The organism is Pseudomonas brassicacearum subsp. neoaurantiaca, assembly GCF_013608025.1.
GTDB lineage: Bacteria > Pseudomonadota > Gammaproteobacteria > Pseudomonadales > Pseudomonadaceae > Aquipseudomonas.
Window position 1 is genome coordinate 18598 of the sequence record NZ_VDLV01000058.1, and the last position, 23089, is coordinate 41686.

Annotated in this window: 22 protein-coding genes and 2 pseudogenes; 18 read left to right on the plus strand and 6 right to left on the minus strand. The window is 61.8% G+C overall.

Annotated features, from left to right (window positions below; translation table 11 throughout):
- Positions 1-115: 115 nt before the first annotated feature.
- Positions 116-790 carry a RadC family protein gene (gene radC, locus FHK92_RS25400; protein ID WP_181290554.1) on the minus strand — a complete coding sequence of 225 codons (675 nt, stop codon included), beginning with the start codon at positions 788-790 and terminating at the stop codon, positions 116-118.
- 145 nt (positions 791-935) lie between these two features.
- Between radC and coaBC the strand changes: the two genes are divergently transcribed.
- From coaBC to argB, 4 genes and pseudogenes are all read left to right on the plus strand, one after another.
- The gene (gene coaBC / locus FHK92_RS25405; RefSeq protein ID WP_181290555.1) at positions 936-2144 is read left to right on the plus strand and encodes a bifunctional phosphopantothenoylcysteine decarboxylase/phosphopantothenate--cysteine ligase CoaBC; all 1209 of its coding nucleotides are present in this window, start codon (positions 936-938) and stop codon (positions 2142-2144) included.
- A 5-nt stretch (positions 2145-2149) separates the two neighbouring features.
- A complete protein-coding gene (gene dut / locus FHK92_RS25410) occupies positions 2150-2605 on the plus strand; it encodes a dUTP diphosphatase (protein WP_181290556.1) in 456 nt (151 codons plus the stop codon).
- Positions 2606-2855: 250 nt separating this feature from the next.
- Positions 2856-4259, plus strand: a pseudogene (locus FHK92_RS25415) (phosphomannomutase/phosphoglucomutase); the annotation flags it as partial.
- Positions 4260-4286: 27 nt separating this feature from the next.
- Positions 4287-5192, plus strand: coding sequence for an acetylglutamate kinase (gene argB, locus FHK92_RS25420; protein WP_003177267.1), 906 nt, complete (start codon positions 4287-4289; stop codon positions 5190-5192).
- Between the two features lie 173 nt (positions 5193-5365).
- Here the strand turns inward: argB and pyrE are convergent, their stop codons facing one another.
- Complete coding sequence (pyrE, locus tag FHK92_RS25425; protein ID WP_181290558.1) at positions 5366-6010, minus strand: orotate phosphoribosyltransferase; 645 nt, start codon at positions 6008-6010, stop codon at positions 5366-5368.
- Positions 6011-6092: 82 nt separating this feature from the next.
- Between pyrE and FHK92_RS25430 the strand changes: the two genes are divergently transcribed.
- Entirely contained in the window at positions 6093-6872 is a 780-nt protein-coding gene (locus FHK92_RS25430; protein WP_013694557.1) for an exodeoxyribonuclease III, read from the plus strand.
- A gap of 177 nt (positions 6873-7049) precedes the next feature.
- Here the strand turns inward: FHK92_RS25430 and FHK92_RS25435 are convergent, their stop codons facing one another.
- On the minus strand, positions 7050-7418 hold the full coding sequence (locus tag FHK92_RS25435; protein WP_181290559.1) for a DUF4870 domain-containing protein: 369 nt from the start codon (positions 7416-7418) through the stop codon (positions 7050-7052).
- Between the two features lie 30 nt (positions 7419-7448).
- Entirely contained in the window at positions 7449-8171 is a 723-nt protein-coding gene (gene rph / locus FHK92_RS25440; protein WP_003177262.1) for a ribonuclease PH, read from the minus strand.
- Positions 8172-8434: 263 nt separating this feature from the next.
- Here rph and FHK92_RS25445 point away from each other — a divergent pair, with 263 nt between their 5' ends.
- From FHK92_RS25445 to FHK92_RS25470, 6 genes are all read left to right on the plus strand, one after another.
- Positions 8435-9298 (plus strand): YicC/YloC family endoribonuclease, encoded by an 864-nt coding sequence (locus FHK92_RS25445; RefSeq protein WP_181290560.1) that lies wholly within the window; start codon positions 8435-8437, stop codon positions 9296-9298.
- Between the two features lie 12 nt (positions 9299-9310).
- On the plus strand, positions 9311-9931 hold the full coding sequence (gene gmk / locus FHK92_RS25450) for a guanylate kinase (protein ID WP_053126561.1): 621 nt from the start codon (positions 9311-9313) through the stop codon (positions 9929-9931).
- Positions 9932-10098: 167 nt separating this feature from the next.
- On the plus strand, positions 10099-10362 hold the full coding sequence (gene rpoZ / locus FHK92_RS25455) for a DNA-directed RNA polymerase subunit omega (protein WP_003177259.1): 264 nt from the start codon (positions 10099-10101) through the stop codon (positions 10360-10362).
- Between the two features lie 60 nt (positions 10363-10422).
- Entirely contained in the window at positions 10423-12528 is a 2106-nt protein-coding gene (gene spoT, locus FHK92_RS25460; RefSeq protein WP_030142176.1) for a bifunctional GTP diphosphokinase/guanosine-3',5'-bis pyrophosphate 3'-pyrophosphohydrolase, read from the plus strand.
- A 36-nt stretch (positions 12529-12564) separates the two neighbouring features.
- Positions 12565-12945: a RidA family protein gene (locus tag FHK92_RS25465; RefSeq protein WP_030142177.1), complete on the plus strand. Its 381-nt coding sequence runs from the start codon at positions 12565-12567 to the stop codon at positions 12943-12945.
- Between the two features lie 55 nt (positions 12946-13000).
- Positions 13001-13741 (plus strand): hypothetical protein, encoded by a 741-nt coding sequence (locus FHK92_RS25470; protein WP_181290561.1) that lies wholly within the window; start codon positions 13001-13003, stop codon positions 13739-13741.
- Positions 13742-13870: 129 nt separating this feature from the next.
- Here the strand turns inward: FHK92_RS25470 and FHK92_RS25475 are convergent, their stop codons facing one another.
- Positions 13871-14728: an SDR family oxidoreductase gene (locus FHK92_RS25475; RefSeq protein WP_181290562.1), complete on the minus strand. Its 858-nt coding sequence runs from the start codon at positions 14726-14728 to the stop codon at positions 13871-13873.
- A gap of 189 nt (positions 14729-14917) precedes the next feature.
- Here FHK92_RS25475 and exbB point away from each other — a divergent pair, with 189 nt between their 5' ends.
- The 6 genes from exbB to FHK92_RS25505 all read left to right on the plus strand — a co-directional run bounded on the left by exbB (position 14918) and on the right by FHK92_RS25505 (position 21870).
- Positions 14918-15889, plus strand: a complete 972-nt coding sequence (gene exbB, locus FHK92_RS25480) for a tonB-system energizer ExbB (RefSeq protein WP_181290563.1) — start codon at positions 14918-14920, stop codon at positions 15887-15889.
- Between the two features lie 6 nt (positions 15890-15895).
- Positions 15896-16324: a TonB system transport protein ExbD gene (gene exbD, locus FHK92_RS25485; RefSeq protein WP_030142181.1), complete on the plus strand. Its 429-nt coding sequence runs from the start codon at positions 15896-15898 to the stop codon at positions 16322-16324.
- Positions 16321-17076: an energy transducer TonB family protein gene (locus tag FHK92_RS25490; RefSeq protein ID WP_181290564.1), complete on the plus strand. Its 756-nt coding sequence runs from the start codon at positions 16321-16323 to the stop codon at positions 17074-17076. Before exbD ends, FHK92_RS25490 begins: the two co-directional genes overlap by 4 nt.
- Before the next feature lie 311 nt (positions 17077-17387).
- On the plus strand, positions 17388-18308 hold the full coding sequence (locus FHK92_RS25495) for a hydrogen peroxide-inducible genes activator (protein ID WP_030142183.1): 921 nt from the start codon (positions 17388-17390) through the stop codon (positions 18306-18308).
- Positions 18309-18317: 9 nt separating this feature from the next.
- Complete coding sequence (gene recG, locus FHK92_RS25500; protein ID WP_030142184.1) at positions 18318-20393, plus strand: ATP-dependent DNA helicase RecG; 2076 nt, start codon at positions 18318-18320, stop codon at positions 20391-20393.
- A gap of 79 nt (positions 20394-20472) precedes the next feature.
- A complete protein-coding gene (locus FHK92_RS25505) occupies positions 20473-21870 on the plus strand; it encodes an aminoacyl-tRNA deacylase and HDOD domain-containing protein (RefSeq protein ID WP_181290565.1) in 1398 nt (465 codons plus the stop codon).
- A 167-nt stretch (positions 21871-22037) separates the two neighbouring features.
- Here the strand turns inward: FHK92_RS25505 and FHK92_RS25510 are convergent, their stop codons facing one another.
- Positions 22038-22418, minus strand: a complete 381-nt coding sequence (locus tag FHK92_RS25510) for a helicase (protein WP_181290566.1) — start codon at positions 22416-22418, stop codon at positions 22038-22040.
- Between the two features lie 456 nt (positions 22419-22874).
- On the opposite strand from FHK92_RS25510, the pseudogene FHK92_RS25515 reads away from it, so the two are divergent.
- Positions 22875-23089: pseudogene (locus FHK92_RS25515) on the plus strand (DUF6124 family protein); the annotation flags it as partial.

Here is a 23089-nt window from a genome sequence, read left to right on the forward strand (position 1 = left end):
GTGGGAGCGAGCTTGCTCGCGATGGCGGCGTATCAGACGACATTGATGTTGACTGACCGACCGCTATCGCGAGCAAGCTCGCTCCCACAAGGGTTTCGTATCGTCAGATCGGGGCCTACATCCACCCATACTCCGCCATGGACAGTGGCTCCCCATCGCCAACGATGAAATGGTCCAACACGCGCACATCGATCAGCTCAAGCGCTTCCTGAAGCCGCTCGGTGAGCATTCGGTCGGCCTGGCTGGGCTCGGCGTTGCCGGAGGGGTGGTTGTGGCACAGGATCACGGCGGCGGCATTGTGAGCCAGGGCTCGCTTGACTACCTGCCGAGGGTGGACGCTGGCGCTGTCGATCGAGCCGCGAAACAGCGCCTCGAAAGTCAGCACCTGGTGCTTGGAATTGAGAAACAGGCAACCAAACACCTCGTGGGGTTCGTGGCGCAGCATTGATTTCAGATAGTCACGAACCGCGAACGGGCTTTCCAGCGTGGTCTTCTCCCGTGCCCGTTCAGCCAAATGCCGACGACTCATTTCCTGAGCGGCCTGAAGCTGGGCAAACTTTGCCGGTCCGAGCCCCATATGGTTACTGAAGGTGATCTGATCCGCTTCAAGCAACGCACGCAGGCTGCCAAATTGGATCAAGAGTTCTCGCGCCAGGTCCACCGCGCTTCTGCCCGCTACACCGGTACGTAAAAAAATCGCCAGCAATTCGGCGTCTGAAAGGCTCCCCGCGCCCAACGCCAATAACCTTTCCCGCGGCCGCTCGGCCACGGGCCAATCCCGAATACTCATGGTATCTCCCTGATAGTAGGCGCCGCTGTTCCGTAGCGGACGCTGTGATATCTTAGCCCATCTTTTTTGCAGGCGATTTGCACCCAGGCAGGCTCATGCCGAGGGTTTCGCTCTGCACTGACCACTGAAATCGAAAGGCAGGCCTATGCAGCGGCTGTATCGGAAACGCATCGTTCTGGGCGTCGGCGGCGGCATTGCCGCCTACAAGAGCGCCGAGCTGGTTCGCAGGCTTATCGACCAGGGCGCGGAAGTGCGGGTTGTCATGACCCGCGGCGGTAGCGAGTTCATCACGCCACTGACCATGCAGGCCCTGTCCGGCCACCCGGTCCACCTGGATCTGCTCGACCCGGCGGCCGAAGCTGCCATGGGCCATATCGAACTGGCCAAGTGGGCCGACCTGGTGCTGATCGCTCCGGCGACGGCCGACCTGATCGCCCGCCTGGCCCAAGGCATTGCCAACGACCTGTTGACCACCCTGGTGCTCGCCACCGACGCAGTGGTCGCCGTGGCACCGGCCATGAACCAGGCCATGTGGCGCGACCCGGCCACCCAGGCCAACCTGGAACTGCTTGAAAGCCGCGACCTGAAAGTCTTCGGTCCAGCTTCCGGCAGCCAGGCCTGCGGCGATGTCGGCATGGGCCGCATGCTCGAGGCCACCGACCTGGCCCAGTGCGCCGCCGACTGTTTCAAGCGTGAGGCCCTGACGGGCAAGCACGTGCTGATCACCGCCGGGCCGACCCAGGAAAATATCGACCCGGTGCGCTATATCACCAACCACAGCTCCGGAAAGATGGGCTTCGCCCTGGCCGAAGCCGCCGTGGAGGCTGGGGCCCGGGTGACGCTGATCACCGGCCCCGTGCACCTGCCAACTCCGGACCGCGTGACCCGTATCGACGTGGTCAGCGCCAGGGACATGCTCGCGGCCTGCGAAGCGGCCATCCCGTGCGACCTGTTCATCGCCTCGGCGGCAGTGGCGGACTACCGGCCCGAAGTCGTCGCCCCGCAAAAATTGAAGAAAGACCCTACGAGCGGCGACGGCTTGCTCCTGCAAATGGTGCGCAACCCTGACATCCTGGCCACCATCGCCACCCGCCCCGATCGTCCGTTCAGCGTGGGTTTCGCCGCCGAAACCGAACACCTGCTCGATTACGCCGCGCGCAAACTCAAGGACAAGAATCTGGACCTGATCGTCGCCAATGACGTCGCCAACCCGAGCATCGGCTTCAACAGCGAAGAAAACGCCTGCAGCGTGATCGACCGCCAGTTGCACGCCACGCTTTTCGCCCAGACCAGCAAGGGCAAGATCGCCCGCCAACTGATCACTTTCATCGCCGAACGGCTGAACCAGGTTTAATTTCAATGCACGCTCTACAAGCCAAGATCCTCGACCCACGCATTGGCAACGAATTTCCGTTGCCGCAATACGCTACACCGGGCTCCGCCGGCCTCGACCTGCGGGCGATGCTCAAGCAGGATACGATCCTGGAACCGGGCCAGACCCTGCTGATTCCGACCGGCCTGTCGGTCTACATCGGTGACCCGGGCCTTGCCGCGCTGATCCTCCCACGCTCGGGCCTGGGCCATAAACATGGCATCGTGCTGGGCAACCTGGTGGGCCTGATCGACTCCGATTACCAGGGCGAATTGATGGTGTCGTGCTGGAACCGCGGCCAGACCGCATTCAACATCGCCGTGGGCGAGCGCATTGCCCAATTGGTGCTGGTGCCAGTAGTCCAGGCCCATTTCGAGCTGGTCCAGGAGTTCGACGAAAGCCAGCGTGGCGCGGGTGGTTTCGGGCATTCCGGTAGTCATTGAGCCGTGCTTCCCGCCGGGCGTCCTGCCCGGCTGCTTTATTAAGCTTCTGTTTCAGGACGAAAAATGCGCAACGGCTGGCGACGAGGTTTCCCATCCGGAATCAACGTTTTAGACGGTTCAGACCGGGGTAACGCTGTCTCATGGCACTTTCCCACCGCGAACTCTCTGCCAAAAACGTCGTCATACCCTTCAGCTTGAGCCTGCCGACATCCAATGTCGGCCTGTCCAGTCACCTTCCTGATAGAGCGCCCCGCCCATGAACACCCCAGCCGCAATCGCCCCGATCTTTCCTGACAGCATCTTCCGCGCCTACGACATCCGTGGCGTCGTGCCGGAAACCCTGACGGCTGAAACCGCCTACTGGATTGGCCGCGCCATCGGCTCCCAGAGCCTGGCCCAGGGCGAACCGAACGTGAACGTCGGCCGCGATGGTCGTTTGTCCGGCCCGGAACTGGTCGAGCAACTGATCAAGGGCATTGCCGACAGTGGCTGCCACGTCAGCGACGTCGGCTTGGTGCCAACACCGGCGCTGTACTACGCCGCCAACGTGCTGGCCGGCAAATCCGGCGTGATGCTCACCGGCAGCCACAACCCGTCGAACTACAACGGCTTCAAGATCGTCATCGCCGGCGACACCCTCGCCAACGAGCAGATCCAGGCGCTGCACACCCGTCTCAAGACCAATGACTTGAGCAGCGGAAAAGGCAGCGTGACCAAGGTCGACATCCTCCCGCGCTACAACGACGAGATCGTCAAGGACGTGAAACTCGCCCGACGCCTGAAAGTGGTGGTCGATTGCGGCAACGGCGCGGCTGGCGTGATCGCCCCGCAACTGATCGAAGCCCTGAACTGCGAAGTGATCCCGCTGTTCTGCGAGGTTGACGGCAACTTCCCGAACCACCACCCGGACCCGGGCAAGCTGGAAAACCTGCAAGACCTGATCGCCAAGGTCAAGGAAACCAAGGCCGACCTGGGCCTGGCCTTCGACGGCGACGGCGACCGCGTGGGCGTAGTGACCGAGACCGGCAGCGTCGTCTTCCCGGACCGCCTGTTGATGCTTTTCGCCAAGGACGTGGTGGCGCGCAACCCCGATGCCGAAATCATCTTCGACGTGAAATGCACCCGTCGCCTGGTGCCCCTGATCAAGGAATACGGCGGTCGTCCGCTCATGTGGAAAACCGGTCATTCGTTGATCAAGAAGAAAATGAAACAAAGCGGTGCCCTGCTGGCCGGCGAAATGAGCGGCCACATCTTCTTCAAGGAACGCTGGTTCGGTTTTGATGACGGTATCTACAGCGCCGCGCGCCTGCTGGAGATCCTCAGCAAGGAGAAATCCACGGCGGAAGAGCTCTTCGCGACCTTCCCGAACGATATTTCTACGCCAGAAATCAATATCCATGTGACCGAAGAGAGCAAATTCAGCATCATTGATGCACTGCACGACGCCCAGTGGGGCGAAGGCGCCGAACTGACCACCATCGACGGTGTGCGGGTCGACTACCCACAAGGCTGGGGCCTGGTTCGCGCGTCCAACACCACACCGGTGCTGGTACTGCGTTTCGAGGCCGACAACGAAGCCGAACTGCAGCGCATCAAGGACGTGTTCCACACCCAACTCAAACGTGTGGCACCTGATCTCCAACTACCGTTTTGATTTTTTGAAGCACTACCGGAGCCCTGAATGACCCTCGAACGCGAAGCCGCCGCCAACACCGCCAAGGTCCTGTCCGAAGCGTTGCCTTATATCCGACGCTACGTCGGCAAGACCCTGGTGATCAAATACGGCGGCAACGCGATGGAAAGCGAGGAGCTCAAGACCGGCTTCGCCCGTGACATCGTGCTGATGAAGGCCGTGGGCATCAACCCGGTGGTGGTGCACGGCGGTGGCCCGCAGATCGGGGATCTGCTCAAGCGCCTATCGATCGAGAGCCACTTCATCGATGGCATGCGTGTCACCGACGCGCAGACCATGGACGTGGTGGAAATGGTCCTCGGTGGCCAGGTCAACAAGGACATCGTCAACCTGATCAACCGCCACGGCGGCAGCGCCATCGGCCTGACCGGCAAGGACGCCGAGCTGATCCGGGCGAAGAAGCTCACCGTTACCCGCCAGACCCCGGAGATGACCCAGCCGGAAATCATCGACATTGGCCAGGTGGGCGAAGTGGTCGGCATCAACACCGACCTGCTGAACCTGCTGGTCAAGGGCGACTTCATCCCGGTCATCGCGCCAATTGGCGTGGGTGCCAACGGTGAGTCGTACAACATCAACGCCGACCTGGTGGCCGGCAAGGTTGCCGAGGCGCTGAAGGCCGAGAAGCTGATGCTGCTGACCAACATTGCCGGCCTGATGGACAAGTCGGGCAAGGTCCTGACCGGACTGTCGACCCAACAGGTCGACGACCTGATCGCCGACGGCACCATCTACGGCGGCATGCTGCCGAAGATTCGCTGCGCGCTGGAAGCGGTACAGGGCGGCGTCGGCAGCTCGCTGATCATCGATGGTCGTGTGCCGAATGCGATCCTGCTGGAGATCTTCACCGATACCGGCGTGGGTACGTTGATCAGCAATCGCAAGCGTCCTTAAGCGACACCCTGAAATAAAAAGACCCCGCTCAACCTGGTTGAGCGGGGTCTTTTTGTTTCACCTTCAGATGAGCTTTTGTGGCGAGGGAGCTTGCTCCCGCTGGGCTGCGCAGCGGCCCCAACATTTTGCGGGAGCAAGCTCCCTCGCCATAAGATCAAAATCAGCGGGGCTTTCTAGACGCCGTACTGGGCGCGGTAGGCTTCCACTGCTGGCAAATGCTGCTTGAGCTGCGGGTCGTCGGCCAAGAACTCCAGCACCTGGTTCAGCGACACAATACTGATCACCGGAATGCCGAAGTCGCGCTCCACTTCCTGGATTGCCGACAGCTCACCGTTGCCGCGCTCCTGGCGGTTCAGGGCGATCAGCACGCCGGCGGCCTTGGCGCCTTCTTGCGAGGCGATGATCTGCATCACTTCGCGGATAGCGGTGCCGGCGGTGATGACATCATCAATGATCAGCACGTCGCCGGTCAGCGGCGCGCCGACCAGGCTGCCGCCTTCGCCGTGGGCCTTGGCTTCCTTGCGGTTGAAGCACCAAGGCAGGTCGCGGCCGTGGTGCTCGGCCAGGGCTACAGCGGTAGTAGCGGCCAGCGGGATGCCTTTGTAGGCAGGGCCGAACAACACGTCGAACGAAATGCCGCTCTCGACGATGGCCGCGGCATAGAACCGGCCCAACTGCGCCAGCGCGGTACCGCTGTTGAACAGGCCGGCATTGAAGAAGTACGGGCTGGTGCGCCCGGACTTGAGGGTGAACTCACCGAAGCGCAAAACACCGCGATCGATGGCAAAGCGAATGAAATCGCGCTGATACGCCTGCATGAAAAAAGCCTCAAATACCGCGGATTTAGCTAAATAGGTTGACGGCGTGTATCATACACGCACGTGATTTTTGGGGCCATTTATGCGGATCATCAGTGTGAACGTCAATGGTATTCAGGCTGCAGTGGAGCGTGGTTTGCTCAGTTGGCTGCAAGCACAGAATGCCGACGTCATCTGCCTGCAGGACACCCGCGCCTCCGCCTTTGAACTGGACGATGCAGCCTTCCAACTGGATGGTTACTTCCTTTATGCCTGCGATGCCGAAGTCCCCGCCCAGGGTGGCGTGGCTCTGTACTCGCGGCTGCAACCGAAGGCTGTCATCAACGGTCTCGGTTTCGAGACGGCGGACCGCTACGGGCGCTACCTGCAAGCCGATTTCGACAAGGTCAGCATCGCGACCTTACTGCTCCCATCGGGGCAGAACGGCGATGAAGATTTGAATCAGAAATTCAAGTTGATGGACGACTTCGCCCGTTACCTTGATAAACAGCGGCGCAAACGTCGCGAGTACATTTATTGTGGCTCGCTGTACGTGGCGCAACAGAAGCTGGATATCAAGAACTGGCGCGACAGCCAGCAATCTCCTGGCTTCCTGGCGCCGGAACGGGCCTGGATGGACGAGATCATTGGCAACATGGGCTACGTCGATGCCCTGCGTGAAGTCAGCCGCGAAGGTGACCAGTACAGCTGGTGGCCGGACAACGAGCAGGCCGAGATGCTCAACCTCGGTTGGCGTTTCGACTACCAGTTGCTGACGCCAGGGCTGCGCCGTTTCGTACGCAGCGCTCGCCTGCCGCGCCAGCCACGGTTCTCGCAGCATGCACCGCTGATCGTGGACTACGATTGGACGTTGACCATCTAAGCGTCATTCGCGCCCACAAAAAAACCGACAGCAATGTCGGTTTTTTTATGGGCGTTGAAGACCCATTGTGGGAGCGAGCTTGCTCGCGATGGCGGTGGATCATTCAACATCGATGCTGAATGAAAAATCGCTATCGCGAGCAAGCTCGCTCCCACAGGGACAGGTGTTTACTGATCGTTATTTAACCAACCGCCAGGTAAACGGATACCGATACGGCTGCCCTTCATTGGCCTTCACACCACCAATAATGGTCAGCACCAGCGCACCGATGGCCACCAGGCCGAACAGGAAGAAGCCGATGACCACGACCATCAGCAGCAGGCTGATGGCCGAGGCAATCGCCACGGTGATCTGGAAATTCAGCGCTTCCTTGCCTTGGGCGTCAATGAACGGATCGGAATCGCGCTTCAGCTGCCAGAGCACCAACGGCCCGATCAGCGTACCGAACGGAATCCAGATCCCCAGCAAGGCGGACAGGTGACAAAACATTGCCCATTGCCGCGCTTCTTTGCTCGGTTGGGGCAACAGGACTTGCTCATCACTCATGACATTCTCCTTGTCTGAAGCGCGCAACGATCAGTCGGCCAATGCGGCCTTTTGCAGTTCGAAGATTTCGTTCATGCCTTTCTTCGCCAGCTCCAGCATAGCGTTCAATTCTTCCGGCTGGAACGGCGCGCCTTCGGCAGTGCCCTGGACTTCGATGAAGCCACCGGCGCTGGTCATAACCACGTTCAAGTCAGTCTCGGCGGCGGAATCTTCCAGGTAGTCCAGGTCCAGCACCGGCTCGCCCTGGTACATGCCCACCGACACGGCGGCGATCATTTGCTTGAGCGGGTCGCCGCCCTTGAGGCCGCCGCGCTTCTTGATCACTTTCAAGGCATCGACCAGCGCAACCATCGCACCGGTAATGGACGCGGTGCGAGTGCCACCGTCAGCCTGGATTACGTCGCAGTCGACATACAGCGTGACGTCGCCCAGCTTGGACATGTCCAGCGCGGCGCGCAGCGAACGGCCGATCAGGCGCTGGATTTCCAGGGTCCGGCCGCCCTGCTTGCCGCGGCTGGCCTCGCGCTGGTTCCGCTCGCCGGTTGCACGCGGCAGCATGCCGTATTCGGCGGTCAACCAACCCTGGCCCTGGCCCTTGAGGAAACGAGGCACGCCGTTTTCGACGCTGACGGTGCAGATGACTTTGGTATCACCGAATTCGACCAGTACAGATCCCTCGGCGTGTTTGGTGTAGTTGCGGGTAATGCGGATCGAGCGAAGCTGATCGGCAGCGCGACCACTTGGACGTTTCATAGGGAACACCTGTACAGAGGACGGAAAACTGCTGGGCATTATAGAGCCGTGGACCGTCATAGGGCAGTTCTAAAAAGCCGACGCGACGGGTGAACACGCTGAAAGCCCCGGCCGACGGGCTGCAGCGCTTTGTAACCGGAGCTGTTTGGGCGCTTGCGTCGCACTGCGCTACAATCCTGCGCCTTTGCTGCCCTGCGGCATTTATCCACAGATCCCAGGCGCCACGACCACCGTTGTGGCCGCCTGCATTGCGAGGAACCTCCATGGTGCACAGCATGACCGCCTTCGCCCGCGTCGAGAAGGCCGGCGCCCAAGGCACGCTGAGCTGGGAACTGCGCTCGGTCAATAGCCGCTACCTGGAGCCGCACCTGCGCCTGCCCGAGTCCTTCCGCGACCTCGAAGGCGGCGTGCGCGAAGCGCTGCGCCAGGGCCTGTCCCGGGGCAAGCTGGAATGCACCCTGCGCTTCACCGAAGAAAGCAGCGGCAAGACGCTGCAGATCGACCGAGAGCGCGCGGCGCAACTGGTCGCTGCCGCAGAAACCGTCGCCAGCCTGATCCAGAATCCCGCCGCCCTGAATCCATTGGAGGTCCTGGCCTGGCCTGGCGTACTGGTAGGCGACGCGAGCGATCCCCAGGCGCTGAACGCCGAGGCGCTGGCGCTGTTCAATCAAGGCCTGAAGGAACTCAAGGCCGGTCGCGAGCGCGAAGGCGCAGAGCTGGCCCGGCTGATCAACGAGCGTCTGACCTCCATTGAAGAGGACGTTGTCACACTGCGTGAGCTGGTCCCGCAGATGCTCGCCACCCAGCGCCAGAAAGTCCTTGATCGCTTCGCAGACATGAAGGCCGAGCTGGACCCGCAACGCCTGGAACAGGAAATGGTCATGCTCGCGCAGAAAAGCGACGTGGCCGAAGAACTGGATCGCCTGAGCACCCACATCATCGAAGTTCGCCGGGTGCTCAAGTCCGGCGGTGCGGCCGGTCGCCGCCTCGACTTCCTGATGCAGGAGCTCAACCGCGAAGCCAATACATTGGGCTCCAAGGCCTTCGACCCGCGCAGCACCCAAGCGGCGGTCAACCTCAAGGTGTTGATCGAACAAATGCGCGAACAAGTGCAGAACATTGAGTAAGGCTAACCCGACATGACCCACAGCACCGGCACTCTCTACATCATTTCTGCGCCCTCGGGCGCCGGCAAGACCAGCCTGGTCAAGGCATTGATCGACGCCGAGCCGCAGATCCGCGTCTCGGTCTCCCACACCACCCGCGCCATGCGCCCGGGCGAAGTCAACGGGGTGAACTATCACTTCGTCGATCGCGAGGAGTTCGTGAAGATGGCCGAGCACGGCGACTTCCTGGAGCGCGCCGAAGTCTTCGGCAACCTCTACGGCACGTCGCAGAGCTACCTCCAGCAAACGTTGGACGAAGGCCACGACCTGATCCTGGAAATCGACTGGCAGGGCGCCGAGCAGGTTCGCAAGCTGATGCCCCAAGCCCGTTCGATCTTCATCCTGCCGCCGAGCCAGCAAGCCTTGCGCCAGCGCCTGACCAACCGCGGCCAGGACAGCGATGAGATCATCGAAGGCCGGATGCGCGAAGCGGTCAGCGAGATGAGCCACTACGTCGACTACGATTACCTGATCATCAACGACGATTTTGCCCATGCACTGGACGACCTGAAGGCGATTTTCCGCGCCAGCCAGCTCCAGCAAAAACGCCAACAGCAACGTTTCGGTAAATTATTGGCCGAACTGCTGGGCTGAACAGCCCTTCCCAAAACCGCTGCGACGGCTTTACATTGGTACTCGCAGCGCGCCGAGGGGTTTGGTTAAAAAATCAGCGCTTCCCTAAACGCTGGTGTTTTTTTAAACTGTCGAGTCCGCTCGCCCAACCGGGCAGCGCGCATATTGCATTCGCTCCGAGGAATACCATGGCCCGCGTAACCGTTGAAGACTGCCTAGAACACGTGGAAAACCGCTTTGAGCTGGTCATGCTCTCTACCAAGCGTGCCCGTCAACTGGCCACCGGCGGCAAAGAGCCTTTGGTCCAGTGGGAAAACGACAAGCCTACCGTGGTAGCGCTGCGTGAAATCGCCGAAGGCCTGATGAGCTACGAGTTCATCGCCAACGCTGAAATCGTTGAAGACGAACCGCTGTTCGCAGCGTTCGAGGACGAGTCCAACGAGGCGGTCTAAGCCTATGCCTGGTCGACGTAGCACGGCGCGGGGTCACAGCGAACGGCAGGAGTCATCATCATGCCGAGCATAGACGCCCTCGCCGATCGCTTATCGGCCTATCTCGGCACGGACCAGGTCAACCTGGTCCGCCGAGCCTATTTCTACGCCGAACAAGCCCACGACGGCCAGCGCCGCCGCAGTGGCGAGGCGTACGTCACCCACCCGCTTGCGGTGGCGAATATTCTTGCCGACATGCACATGGACCATCAGAGCCTGATGGCGGCCATGCTGCATGACGTGATCGAAGACACCGGCATTGCCAAGGAAGCGCTGCAAGCGCAGTTCGGCGAAACCGTGGCCGAACTGGTTGACGGGGTCAGCAAACTGACCCAGATGAACTTCGAGACCAAGGCCGAGGCCCAGGCCGAGAACTTCCAGAAAATGGCCATGGCCATGGCGCGCGACATCCGCGTGATCCTGGTCAAGCTCGCCGACCGCCTGCACAACATGCGCACCCTGGAAGTGCTGTCCGGCGAGAAACGCCGGCGCATCGCCAAGGAAACCCTGGAAATCTATGCGCCCATCGCCAATCGCCTGGGCATGCATGCAATTCGTATCGAGTTCGAGGACCTGGGCTTCAAGGCGATGCACCCGATGCGTTCGGCGCGGATCAACCAGGCCGTCAAGCGCGCCCGGGGCAACCGCAAGGAAATCGTCAACAAGATCGAAGAGTCCCTGAGCCATTGCCTGGCCATCGACGGCATCGAAGGCGAAGTCAGCGGGCGGCAGAAACACCTCTACGGCATCTACAAGAAAATGCGCGGCAAGCGTCGGGCCTTCAACGAGATCATGGACGTCTACGCGTTCCGGATCATCGTCGACAAGGTCGATACCTGCTACCGCGTGCTGGGTGCTGTACATAATTTGTACAAACCGTTGCCGGGGCGCTTCAAGGATTACATCGCGATTCCCAAGGCCAACGGCTACCAGTCGCTGCATACGACGCTGTTCGGCATGCACGGCGTACCGATCGAGATCCAGATTCGCACCCGCGAAATGGAAGAGATGGCCAACAATGGCATCGCGGCCCATTGGCTGTACAAATCCAGCGGCGACGAGCAACCCAAGAGCACCCACGCCCGCGCGCGGCAGTGGGTCAAGGGCGTGCTGGAAATGCAGCAGCGCGCCGGTAACTCGCTGGAATTCATCGAAAGCGTCAAGATCGACCTGTTCCCGGACGAGGTCTATGTCTTCACGCCAAAAGGCCGGATCATGGAGCTGCCCAAGGGCTCCACGGCTGTGGACTTTGCCTACGCGGTGCACACCGACGTTGGCAACAGCTGCATCGCCTGCCGCATCAACCGTCGCCTGGCACCGTTGTCCGAACCGCTGCAAAGCGGCTCTACGGTGGAAATCGTCAGCGCCCCCGGCGCGCGCCCCAACCCGGCGTGGCTCAATTTCGTGGTCACTGGCAAGGCCCGCACGCACATCCGCCATGCGCTGAAGCTGCAACGTCGCTCCGAGTCCATCAGCCTCGGCGAACGCCTGCTGAACAAGGTCCTGAACGGTTTCGACAGCTCGCTGGACAAGATCCCAGCCGAGCGCGTGCAGGTCATGCTCCACGAATACCGTCTCGAATTGATCGAAGACCTGCTCGAGGACATCGGCCTGGGCAATCGCATGGCCTACGTCGTCGCCCGCCGCCTGCTCGGCGAAGGCGAACAATTGCCGAGCCCCGAAGGTCCGCTGGCGATTCGCGGCACCGAAGGCCTGGTGCTCAGTTATGCCAAGTGCTGCACGCCAATCCCAGGCGACCCGATCGTCGGCCACCTGTCCGCCGGCAAGGGGATGGTGGTGCACCTGGACAACTGCCGCAACATCAGCGAAATCCGCCACAACCCGGAAAAATGCATCCAGCTTTCATGGGCCAAGGATGTCACCGGTGAATTCAATGTCGAACTGCGCGTCGAGCTGGAACACCAGCGCGGCCTGATCGCCCTGCTGGCCAGCAGCGTCAATGCCGCCGACGGCAACATTGAGAAAATCAGCATGGACGAACGCGATGGCCGCATCAGCGTCGTCCAACTGGTGGTCAGCGTGCACGACCGCGTGCACCTGGCCCGCGTGATCAAGAAACTGCGCGCCCTGACAGGGGTCATCCGCATCACGCGGATGCGTGCATAGCTCTGCAAACAGCGCCCTCAATACAAGGAGTCATGAATGACCAAGACCGTTATCTCCAGCGACAAGGCCCCGGCCGCCATCGGTACTTATTCCCAGGCGATCAAGGCGGGTAACACCGTCTACATGTCCGGCCAGATCCCACTGGACCCGAAAACCATGGAGCTGGTCGAGGGCTTCGAAGCCCAGACCGTGCAGGTATTCGAGAACCTGAAGGCTGTGGCCGAGGCTGCTGGCGGCTCGTTCAAGGACATCGTCAAGCTCAACATCTTCCTTACCGACCTGAGCCACTTCGCCAAGGTCAACGAGATCATGGGCAAGTATTTCGACCAGCCTTACCCTGCCCGCGCAGCCATTGGCGTGGCCGCCCTGCCAAAAGGCGCCCAAGTCGAGATGGACGCCATCCTGGTCATCGAGTAAAAAGCCCGGCGCAGCGTCTCCCGCTGCGCCGTTTTCGTTCTGAAAGGATTCCTTCATGCGCAAAGCGCTTGCCTTCTCGCTGTCTGCCCTCTTTCTGAGCGGCTGCGCCAGCGACCCTGCCGACCGTGACATCAGCGGCACTTGGATCAACCAGGCTGCCATCGACGCTGCCGCCAAGGGCGGCCCGTTGCGCGAAGCACTGCAGGGCTACGGCCCGAACCTGGAATGGGACATCAATACCCGGGCCGGCCAGGCGCGCTACACCAACGGTTTTGAAAATGTCGAAGGCAAGTTGCTGGGCGAAGAAGATGGCGCCTGGAAAGTCGATTTCTACGGCAGCTCCGCCAGCGAACTCAAGCGCGACGGCGACCAGTTGAGCCAGGCCGCCACCGAAAACGAGCCGCAGCAGCTGTTCGACCGCGCCCAGGTGCAGATACCGGATGGCGCACCGATTGGCGCCAGCTTCGAGCGAGCGTTGTACACCGCCTACCTGGGTGGCAATTGGAACATCGTCGAGGGCCCAGGCCAGGGCGCTACGGTGCAATTCCAGCCCGACGGCCAGGTCAGCGGCCTGCCCGGTGCCGATCGCTACGCCTTGTGCCTGGCCGGCGACTGCGCCTCCATGAGCGGCGGCAACGACAACATCTGGCTGCAACAGAACGGTCAGGGCAACACCTGGATCTTTGCCCGCGACGGCAAGAAGCTGGAAATCTTCCAGACCGTGAATGCGGCGCTGGCGGATGAAATGCCATCGTTTACGCCGGGTGATCGGCGCTGGGTGCTGGAGAAACAGTAACTCGGTGTGCCATCCCTGTGGGAGCGAGCTTGCTCGCGATGAGGCCATAACGCTCAACATCGAGTTGACTGTTACGCCGCTATCGCGAGCAAGCTCGCTCCCACAGTTGCTTTTGCGGCGACAGGAAAGTCAGCAGCGCCCTTCCAGAATCGCCGCATAGCCCTCGCGATAACTCGGATAGCGGGGCACCCAGCCCAACGCTTTCGCCCGGGCATTGCTGCAGCGCTTGCTACCCGTGCGACGCACGCTGGCGTCATCAGCCCACTCGGTCACGCCCAAATATTCGCGTAGCCAACCCACCACTTCGGCCAACGGCGCGGGTGCATCGTCGACACCGATGTAGAAATCCTCCAGCTGTACGCCCTGCCGATCCTTTTCCAACAGAAACGCCAGCAACCCAGCAGCATCGTCCACATGAATCCGGTTGCCATAGAGCGGCGGCTCCGTCGCCACGCGATACCCTCGACGCACCTGCGTCAGCAGCCATTCGCGGCCCGGGCCATAAATGCCAGTCAATCGCAGAACACTTGCGCGAATACCGCTCTTGAGTGCCACCTGCTCGGCTTCAAGCATCAAGCGTCCGGAGTAGCCGGCAGCGACAGTCTCGGAGGTCTCATCGATCCACGCACCGTCCTGCTGGCCATACACGCTGCTGCTGGATACAAAAATCAGTCGATCGGGCACCTGCCCATAGTCACCCAACCAACTCAGCACGTTCTGCAGCCCCTGGACGTAAGCCTTCCGATAGCCATCCTCATCGTGCTCGGTGGCGGCGGCGCAATAAACCACATAATCGATAGCGCCTACCGGCCAAGTCATCGGGCAGTCTTCGTTGAACAGGTCGCCGGCAACGCCAGTCACACCCTCCGGCAACCGCGAGACATCACGGCGCAGGCCGTGGACATGCCAGCCAGCCGCCAGCAATTCCGTGGCCAGACGACCGCCGACATCGCCACAACCGGCAATCAAAACAGAAGGCGCGGGCATCAGGATCTCCTTTTGGAAAAGCCGCAGACTAGCTGCCAGAGGGGCAAGCGGCTAGCCATGCGACAAAAAAAGCAAGCGTATTGCTTCTGTTAACAAGAATTACTTGCAATAATGCTCGCCACTTTTGTTCTCGGCCTCACGAGGCCTGGAAGAACATCAACCTTCTTTTTTCTCTCAGGTCCGGCCAGCATGACACGCTCTCTTTCTTCCGCTTCGCCAACCAACCGACCTCGCGCCTGGAGCGCAGTGGCAGCCTTGCTGCTCAGCCTGATGCTGACGCCGAGCGCCGCCTTCGCCGATGCACAGACGCCCGCCACGACCCCGGCCACCGCGCCCGCTGCCGCACAGGCACCCGCCGACCCGGCCGCCCCCGTTGCGACGCCGGTGGCCACGGATCCGGCCCAGGCCGTCGACGCCGAGGCGCCCCAAGTGCTCGAAGCCGACAACACCCTGGGCATGGCACACGACCTGTCGCCCTGGGGCATGTACAAAAACGCCGACGTGGTCGTCAAAGCCGTGATGATCGGCCTGGCCATCGCCTCGATCATCACCTGGACCATCTGGATCGCCAAAGGCTTCGAACTGCTCGGCGCCAAGCGCCGTCTGCGGGGAGAAATCGCCGCGCTGAAGAAAGCAGCCACCCTCAAGGAAGCCAGCGCCACCGCCGGCAAGGAAGGCACTCTTGCCAACCTGCTGGTGCATGACGCACTCGAAGAGATGCGCTTGTCAGCCAACAGCCGCGAGAAGGAAGGCATCAAGGAACGCGTGAGCTTCCGCCTCGAGCGCCTGGTTGCAGCATGCGGTCGCAACATGAGCAGCGGCACCGGCGTGCTCGCCACCATCGGTTCCACTGCGCCGTTCGTCGGCCTGTTCGGTACCGTGTGGGGGATCATGAACAGCTTCATCGGCATCGCCAAGACCCAGACCACCAACCTCGCCGTCGTCGCCCCCGGTATTGCCGAAGCCTTGCTGGCGACCGCCCTGGGCCTGGTCGCGGCTATCCCGGCCGTGGTCATCTATAACGTCTTCGCCCGCTCCATTGCCGGCTACAAGGCCCAGGTTTCCGATGCTTCGGCCGAAGTCCTGCTGCTGGTCAGCCGCGACCTCGATCACCTGCCGCCCGAGCGTGGCTCGCAACCGCACATGGTGAAAGTGGGGTAATCGGCCATGGGCCTGCATTTGAAAGAAGGCGCAGACGACGATCTGGCCGAAAACCACGAAATCAACGTCACGCCGTTCATCGACGTGATGCTGGTGCTGTTGATCATCTTCATGGTGGCCGCCCCGCTCGCCACCGTGGACATCAAGGTTGATCTTCCCGCGTCCACGGCCAAGCCGTCGCCACGGCCGGAAAAACCGGTGTTCCTGAGCGTCAAGGCTGACCAGCGCCTGTTCCTGGGCGAAGAGGAAATCAAGGTCGAAAGCCTCGGCCCGACCCTAGACGCCAAGACCCAGGGCAAGAAAGACACGACGATCTTCTTCCAGGCCGATAAGGGCGTGGATTACGGCGACCTGATGAGCGTGATGGACGCCCTGCGCGGCGCCGGTTACTTGAAGGTCGGCCTGGTCGGTCTCGAGACGGCGCCGAAGAAATGATCACGACGCGCCAAAAGCTGACGCGTTACAGCGGTAGCCTGGCCGTGGTGCTGGGCGTGCACGCGCTCGCCATCGCACTGACGCTGAACTGGACGTCCCGTCCGCCCATCGAATTGCCGCCCCAGGCAATGATGGTCGAACTGGCCCCGGTTCCAGCGCCGCCACCGCCAGCACCGCCAAAAGTCGTCACACCGCCAACACCTCCGGAGCCGGTGGAAGAGCTGCCGCTGCCGAAACTGGCCGAAGCACCGAAGGCGGAAATCGCCGTGCCCAAGCCGGTCAAGCCCAAGCCGAAGCCTCAACCGCCCAAGCCCAAGCCAGTGGAGAAAAAGCCGGAGCCGCCGAAGGAAACCCCATCGGAGCGAAAGCCCGCCGACACGCAGCCAACCCAGGCACCCACCGAGAAGTCCGCGCAGCCGGCCCCCGGCCCTTCGCCCGCGCAAATGGCGGCTAAGGCCAGTTGGCAAGGCACGCTGCTGGCGCATCTGGGCAAATACAAGAAGTACCCGGCCAGCGCCCAGGCACGCGGCAAGGAAGGCATGAACCGCTTGCGGTTCGTGGTGGATGCCGAGGGCAACGTGGTGTCCTTCGAACTGGTGGGCAAATCAGGCAACGCCGATCTGGACCGGGCCACCCTGGAAATGATCCGCCGCGCCCAACCGCTGCCCAAGCCACCGGCCGACCTGCTGACCAACGGCACGGTGGAACTGACGGCGCCGTTCCTGTATTCCATCGACAAGCGTCGGCGCTGACCCAAACACCCGATGGCAGGGTGAACCTTGTGGCGAGGGAGCTTGCTCCCGCTGGGCGGCGAAGCGGCCCCAAACCGTTGAATGCGATATATCAGAATGATCGCATCCACCGAACCGGGGCCTGCTGCGCAGGCCAGCGGGAGCAAGCGCCCTCGCCACAATGAAAACAAAGGCATCGAAAGATGCCTTTTTCATATCCGGCAACGACCATACAGACATTCGCCAGTGTCGCACCGCGCCTCCAGTCTGATAACGTGCGTCTATCGATTGCAGCCGGTATGCTTGGCTCGCAACTTCACGGACGTTTCGCCATGACCCTCACAGAATTACGCTACATCGTGACCCTCGCCCAAGAGCAGCATTTCGGCCACGCGGCCGAGCGTTGCCATGTCAGCCAGCCGACGCTGTCGGTGGGTGTGAAAAAGCTTGAAGACGAACTCGGTGTGCTGATTTTCGAGCGCAGCAAAAGCGCCGTGCGCCTGACCCCGGTGGGCGAAGGCATCGTCGCCCAGGCGCAAAAGGTCCTGGAACAGGCCCAGGGCATTCGCGAACTGGCCCAGGCCGGCAAGAACCAGCTGACCGCCCCGCTGAAAGTCGGCGCGATCTACACCGTCGGGCCGTATCTGTTCCCGCACCTGATTCCACAACTGCACCGGGTTGCCCCGCAGATGCCGTTGTATATCGAAGAAAACTTCACCCACGTGCTGCGCGACAAGCTGCGCAACGGCGAACTGGACGCGATCATCATCGCCCTGCCGTTCAACGAAGCCGACGTCCTGACCCTGCCGCTTTATGACGAACCGTTCTACGTCCTGATGCCGGCCCAGCACCCCTGGACCCAGAAAAAAACCATCGACGCGGCCCTGCTCAACGACAAGAGCCTGTTGTTGCTCGGCGAAGGCCACTGCTTCCGCGACCAGGTGCTCGAAGCCTGCCCGACCCTGACCAAGGGCAGCGAAGGCGCCAAGCACACCACGGTGGAATCCAGCTCCCTGGAAACCATTCGCCACATGGTCGCCTCCGGCCTGGGCATTTCGATCCTGCCGTTGTCGGCGGTGGACAGCCATCATTACTCCCCCGGCGTGATCGAAGTCCGCCCGCTGACGGCCCCCGTGCCGTTCCGCACCGTTGCCATCGCCTGGCGCGCCAGCTTCCCGCGACCCAAGGCCATCGAGATCCTCGCCGACTCGATCCGCCTGTGCTCCGTGGCCAAGCCGCCTGCCGCCAAGTAAGCCGTAGCCATGACTGAGCTGTCGAAAGTGCCGGTGACGACACTCAAGGGTGTCGGTGAAGCCATGGCCGAAAAGTTGGCCAAGGTCGGCCTGGAAAACCTCCAGGACGTGCTGTTTCACTTGCCGTTGCGCTATCAGGATCGCACCCGCGTGGTGCCCATCGGTCATTTGCGGCCCGGGCAGGATGCGGTCGTGGAAGGCACCGTCAGCGGCGCCGATGTGGTCATGGGCCGGCGTCGCAGCCTGGTGGTGCGCCTGCAGGACGGCACCGGCGGGCTCAGCCTGCGTTTCTATCATTTCAGCAATGCGCAAAAGGAAGGTCTCAAGCGTGGCACCCGCGTGCGCTGCTATGGCGAGGCGCGGCCCGGTGCGTCGGGGCTGGAGATCTATCATCCGGAATACCGCGCCATCACCGGCGACGAACCGCCGCCCGTGGCGGAAACCCTGACGCCGGTCTACCCACTCACCGAAGGCCTGACCCAACAGCGCCTGCGCCAGCTCTGCCAGCAAACCTTGACGATGCTCGGCCCCACCAGCCTGCCGGACTGGCTGCCCAAGGAATTGGCCCGGGATTATCAGCTTGCGCCGCTGGCCGACGCGATTCGCTACTTGCATCACCCGCCCGCCGATGCCGACGTGGAAGAGCTCGCCCTCGGCCATCACTGGGCCCAACATCGCCTCGCCTTCGAAGAACTGTTGACCCATCAACTCTCCCAGCAACGCCTTCGGGAAAGCCTGCGCTCGCTGCGCGCCCCGGCCATGCCCAAGGCGACGAAGTTGCCGGCTCGCTACTTGGCCAATCTCGGTTTTACCCCCACTGGCGCGCAGCAGCGGGTCGGCAACGAAATCGCCTACGACCTGAGCCAGCCCGAGCCGATGCTGCGACTGATCCAGGGCGACGTGGGTGCCGGCAAGACCGTGGTCGCCGCCCTCGCCGCGCTGCAAGCGCTGGAAGCCGGTTATCAGGTGGCGTTGATGGCGCCCACCGAGATCCTGGCCGAGCAACATTTCATCACCTTCCAGCGCTGGCTCGAACCCCTGGGCATCGAAGTCGCCTGGCTGGCCGGCAAGCTCAAGGGCAAGAACCGCGCCGCCGCCCTCGCGCAAATCGCCGAGGGCGCGCCGATGGTGGTCGGTACCCACGCCTTGTTCCAGGACGAAGTGCAGTTCAAGAACCTGGCCTTGGTGATCATCGACGAACAGCACCGCTTCGGCGTCCAACAGCGCCTGGCCCTGCGCCAGAAAGGCGTCGGCGGGCGGATGTGCCCACACCAGTTGATCATGACCGCCACGCCGATCCCACGGACCCTGGCGATGAGTGCCTACGCCGACCTCGACACCTCGATCCTCGACGAACTGCCGCCCGGTCGAACGCCGGTCAACACCGTGCTGGTCACCGATACCCGACGAGTGGAAGTGATCGAGCGCGTGCGCAGCGCCTGCGCCGAAGGACGGCAGGCCTATTGGGTCTGCACGCTGATCGAAGAGTCGGAAGAACTGACCTGCCAGGCGGCCGAAACCACCTATGAAGACCTCACCGCCGCCCTCGGCGAATTGAAGGTCGGGCTGATCCACGGCCGCATGAAGCCCGCCGAAAAAGCCGCGGTGATGGCCGAATTCAAGGCCGGCGCCCTGCAACTGCTGGTCGCCACCACCGTGATCGAGGTTGGCGTCGATGTGCCCAACGCCAGCCTGATGATCATCGAAAACCCCGAGCGCCTGGGCCTGGCGCAGTTGCACCAGTTGCGTGGCCGGGTCGGTCGGGGCAGCGCCGCCAGCCATTGCGTGCTGCTGTATCACCCGCCGCTTTCACAGATCGGCCGTCAGCGCCTGGGCATCATGCGCGAAACCAACGACGGTTTCGTCATCGCCGAAAAAGACCTCGAATTGCGCGGCCCGGGTGAAATGCTCGGCACGCGCCAGACGGGTCTGCTTCAATTCAAGGTGGCCGACCTGATGCGCGACGCCGATCTGCTGCCGGCGGTTCGCGACGCCGCCCAGGCATTGCTGGAGCGCTGGCCCGACCATGTCAGCCCGCTGCTGGATCGCTGGCTGCGGCATGGGCAGCAATACGGCCAAGTGTGAGCACGCGCTCAGTTTTCTGGACGCGCCTGTTGGACAAGCTGGTTATACTGGCCCACTTGTAGGAAAACGGATACAGACCATGACTGAAGCTGCCCTCGTCCCCGAAACCCCGCACGCTCCGTCTGTTATTCGGCAGTTGCTCGAGAAATTGGGCATCGCCTTTGACGAAGTCATCGAACGACCGGGCCTCAACCCCGCTCGCAAAGTGCAGGCCGTGCTGCTGCACGATGCCGTTGGCGCGCTCATGGTCCTGTTTCCGCAAAGCCAGTTGCTGGACCTCAACCGCCTGGCCGAACTCACTGGCCGCAAACTCACCGCGGTGCCGACCGAACGCTTGGAACGCATGCTCGGCAAACACAGCCTGAGCCTGCTGCCGGGCCTGCCCGCGCTGACCAGTTCGCCATGCCTGTACGAAGAAGGCCTGCTGCGCGAACCCAAACTGCTGATCAACTCGGGCGAGCCGGGGCTGCTGCTGGAAGTCACCAGCGAAGCCTTCAAGACCATGCTCACCAAGGCCAGCGCCGCGACGTTCGGCGAACCTGTGGCCAATATCACCCCGAACCTGGACCGCCCGCACGACGACCGTCAGGAAATTACCCTGGCCGTGCAAGCGTTCACCGCCCGGCGCATCCAGCAACGGCTGGAAGAGACCATCGAGATCCCGCCGCTGGCTGAAACCGCGCAAAAAATCATTAAGCTGCGGGTCGACCCCGACGCCACCATCGACGACATCACGGGCGTGGTGGAAACCGACCCGGCACTGGCCGCACAAGTGGTGAGCTGGGCCGCATCGCCGTACTACGCGTCGCCGGGCAAGATTCGCTCGGTGGAAGACGCCATCGTCCGCGTGCTGGGCTTCGACCTGGTGATCAACCTGGCGCTGGGCCTGGCCCTGGGCAAGACCTTGAGCCTGCCCAAGGACCACCCGCAACACACCACGCCGTACTGGCAGCAATCGATCTACACCGCCGCCGTCATCGAAGGCCTGACCCGCGCCATGCCCCGCGCCCAGCGCCCGGAAGGCGGCCTGACGTACCTGTCGGGCCTGCTGCACAACTTTGGCTACCTGCTGCTGGCCCACGTCTTCCCGCCGCATTTCTCATTGATCTGCCGGCACCTGGAAGTCAACCCGCACCTGTGCCACAGCTACGTGGAGCAACACTTGCTGGGCATCAGCCGCGAGCAGATCGGCGCCTGGCTGATGCGCTACTGGGACATGCCCGACGAACTGGCCACCGCCCTGCGCTTCCAGCACGATCCTCACTACGACGGCGAATACGCCGCCTACCCGAACCTGGTATGCCTGGCCGTGCGCCTGCTGCGCTCACGCAGCATCGGCTCCGGCCCGGACGAAGACATCCCCGATGCGCTGCTCGATCGCGTGGGACTGACCCGGGAAAAGGCCAATGATGTGGTGAGCAAGGTGCTGGAAGCTGAGGTGCTGCTGCGGGAATTGGCTTCGCAGTTCAGCCATTGATTGCCGACGCAGGCAGCCGAGCTTTTGTGGCGAGGGAGCTTGCTCCCGCTCGGCTGCGCAGCAGTCGCAAAACCTGCCGACGCGGTCCGTCAGGGGAAACGCATTAGCCTATTTGGGGCCGCTTCGCAGCCCAGCGGGAGCAAGCTCCCTCGCCACGGGGTTCTCGACTAGACCTTCTTGGCCTTCCTCGGCTTCAAATACTTCATCAGCCCTTGAAACCAAATCACCAACGCCGGATTACCCTTGATCTGGATCGATTTGTCCTGAATCCCCGTCATGAACGCCAACTGCTTGTTCTTCGCCTGCATCGTGGCGAAGCCATAGCCTGCATCCTTGAACGCAATGGCAAAGGCCGGCGTTGGATAAACACCCGACTGGCTGGTGATTCGCTGGTTCTTCACGGTGAAATGCCGGGCGACCTTGCCGTCCAGGGTTTGCAGCTGGAACACCAGCTCCTTGTCGCCTAGCTGCTGTTGGAAAGCCGGGTTGGTGCGGCTGGCCTTGCCCATCAACAACCCCAGCATCCACAACAAGAAACGAAATTTCATCGGCACAGCCTCGTGAGAAAAATGAACGGCTGGCGCAGTTTAGCGATTCTCCAGCGGAACGCCATCATCGAATCCGGTTTGCGGAAGATCGGCTTTATTTTCTGCATGATGACTGCTAAGTCATGTTTAGAAGCGGCATTCCACGTCCTTCAGACTCGTCGGAGATTTCCTTCAAAACGCAGGGCTGTTCATGAACTAGGCAGCGCTTCGAAGCACGGCTAACCTCTGCTCGTCATCGCAAAAAACGGTGACACGGACGTGCAAGTCCGGATTGGTACGCAATTGGTTATGGCTATTGATCGAGCATTTTTTTATGCTCGCGTCCGTTATGGCAATTGTGCGTGGGAGACCTTCGGGTTTGCCGGCGGTACCAGACCGGTCTTGCACACCTACGTACAGTTGCCACCTCTTCGAATGCAAGCGAAAGGATGTCGACCCAAACTCTGGTACATAGATATGGTCAAGCATTCACCGAATCCACCGCAAAAAGAACACAAATCCCGCGTCGAAAAACTCGAAGAAAAACGCCTCGAAGACGCCACCAACCGCGCCCTCGACTACTACCTAAAGCCCCAACCCGCCCCGCCACCGAAACCCGACAAAGACCAACTCTTCATCGTCTCCCCGCACATCGACACCGAAACCCTGCTCGCCAACGCCTCCGAAGACCT

Bases quoted from the DNA above. Each gene is read 5' to 3' on its own strand.
- FHK92_RS25505 (WP_181290565.1), top strand. From the start codon at position 20,473: ATGACTGAAGCTGCCCTCGTCCCCGAAACCCCGCACGCTCCGTCTGTT.
- FHK92_RS25495 (WP_030142183.1), top strand. From the start codon at position 17,388: ATGACCCTCACAGAATTACGCTACATCGTGACCCTCGCCCAAGAGCAG.
- coaBC (WP_181290555.1), top strand. From the start codon at position 936: ATGCAGCGGCTGTATCGGAAACGCATCGTTCTGGGCGTCGGCGGCGGC.
- spoT (WP_030142176.1), top strand. From the start codon at position 10,423: ATGCCGAGCATAGACGCCCTCGCCGATCGCTTATCGGCCTATCTCGGC.
- FHK92_RS25475 (WP_181290562.1), bottom strand. From the start codon at position 14,728: ATGCCCGCGCCTTCTGTTTTGATTGCCGGTTGTGGCGATGTCGGCGGT.
- gmk (WP_053126561.1), top strand. From the start codon at position 9,311: ATGACCCACAGCACCGGCACTCTCTACATCATTTCTGCGCCCTCGGGC.
- pyrE (WP_181290558.1), bottom strand. From the start codon at position 6,010: ATGCAGGCGTATCAGCGCGATTTCATTCGCTTTGCCATCGATCGCGGT.
- FHK92_RS25435 (WP_181290559.1), bottom strand. From the start codon at position 7,418: ATGAGTGATGAGCAAGTCCTGTTGCCCCAACCGAGCAAAGAAGCGCGG.
- dut (WP_181290556.1), top strand. From the start codon at position 2,150: ATGCACGCTCTACAAGCCAAGATCCTCGACCCACGCATTGGCAACGAA.
- FHK92_RS25445 (WP_181290560.1), top strand. From the start codon at position 8,435: ATGGTGCACAGCATGACCGCCTTCGCCCGCGTCGAGAAGGCCGGCGCC.
- exbD (WP_030142181.1), top strand. From the start codon at position 15,896: ATGGGCCTGCATTTGAAAGAAGGCGCAGACGACGATCTGGCCGAAAAC.
- recG (WP_030142184.1), top strand. From the start codon at position 18,318: ATGACTGAGCTGTCGAAAGTGCCGGTGACGACACTCAAGGGTGTCGGT.
- radC (WP_181290554.1), bottom strand. From the start codon at position 790: ATGAGTATTCGGGATTGGCCCGTGGCCGAGCGGCCGCGGGAAAGGTTA.
- exbB (WP_181290563.1), top strand. From the start codon at position 14,918: ATGACACGCTCTCTTTCTTCCGCTTCGCCAACCAACCGACCTCGCGCC.
- argB (WP_003177267.1), top strand. From the start codon at position 4,287: ATGACCCTCGAACGCGAAGCCGCCGCCAACACCGCCAAGGTCCTGTCC.
- FHK92_RS25490 (WP_181290564.1), top strand. From the start codon at position 16,321: ATGATCACGACGCGCCAAAAGCTGACGCGTTACAGCGGTAGCCTGGCC.
- FHK92_RS25430 (WP_013694557.1), top strand. From the start codon at position 6,093: ATGCGGATCATCAGTGTGAACGTCAATGGTATTCAGGCTGCAGTGGAG.
- rph (WP_003177262.1), bottom strand. From the start codon at position 8,171: ATGAAACGTCCAAGTGGTCGCGCTGCCGATCAGCTTCGCTCGATCCGC.
- FHK92_RS25465 (WP_030142177.1), top strand. From the start codon at position 12,565: ATGACCAAGACCGTTATCTCCAGCGACAAGGCCCCGGCCGCCATCGGT.
- FHK92_RS25510 (WP_181290566.1), bottom strand. From the start codon at position 22,418: ATGAAATTTCGTTTCTTGTTGTGGATGCTGGGGTTGTTGATGGGCAAG.
- FHK92_RS25470 (WP_181290561.1), top strand. From the start codon at position 13,001: ATGCGCAAAGCGCTTGCCTTCTCGCTGTCTGCCCTCTTTCTGAGCGGC.
- rpoZ (WP_003177259.1), top strand. From the start codon at position 10,099: ATGGCCCGCGTAACCGTTGAAGACTGCCTAGAACACGTGGAAAACCGC.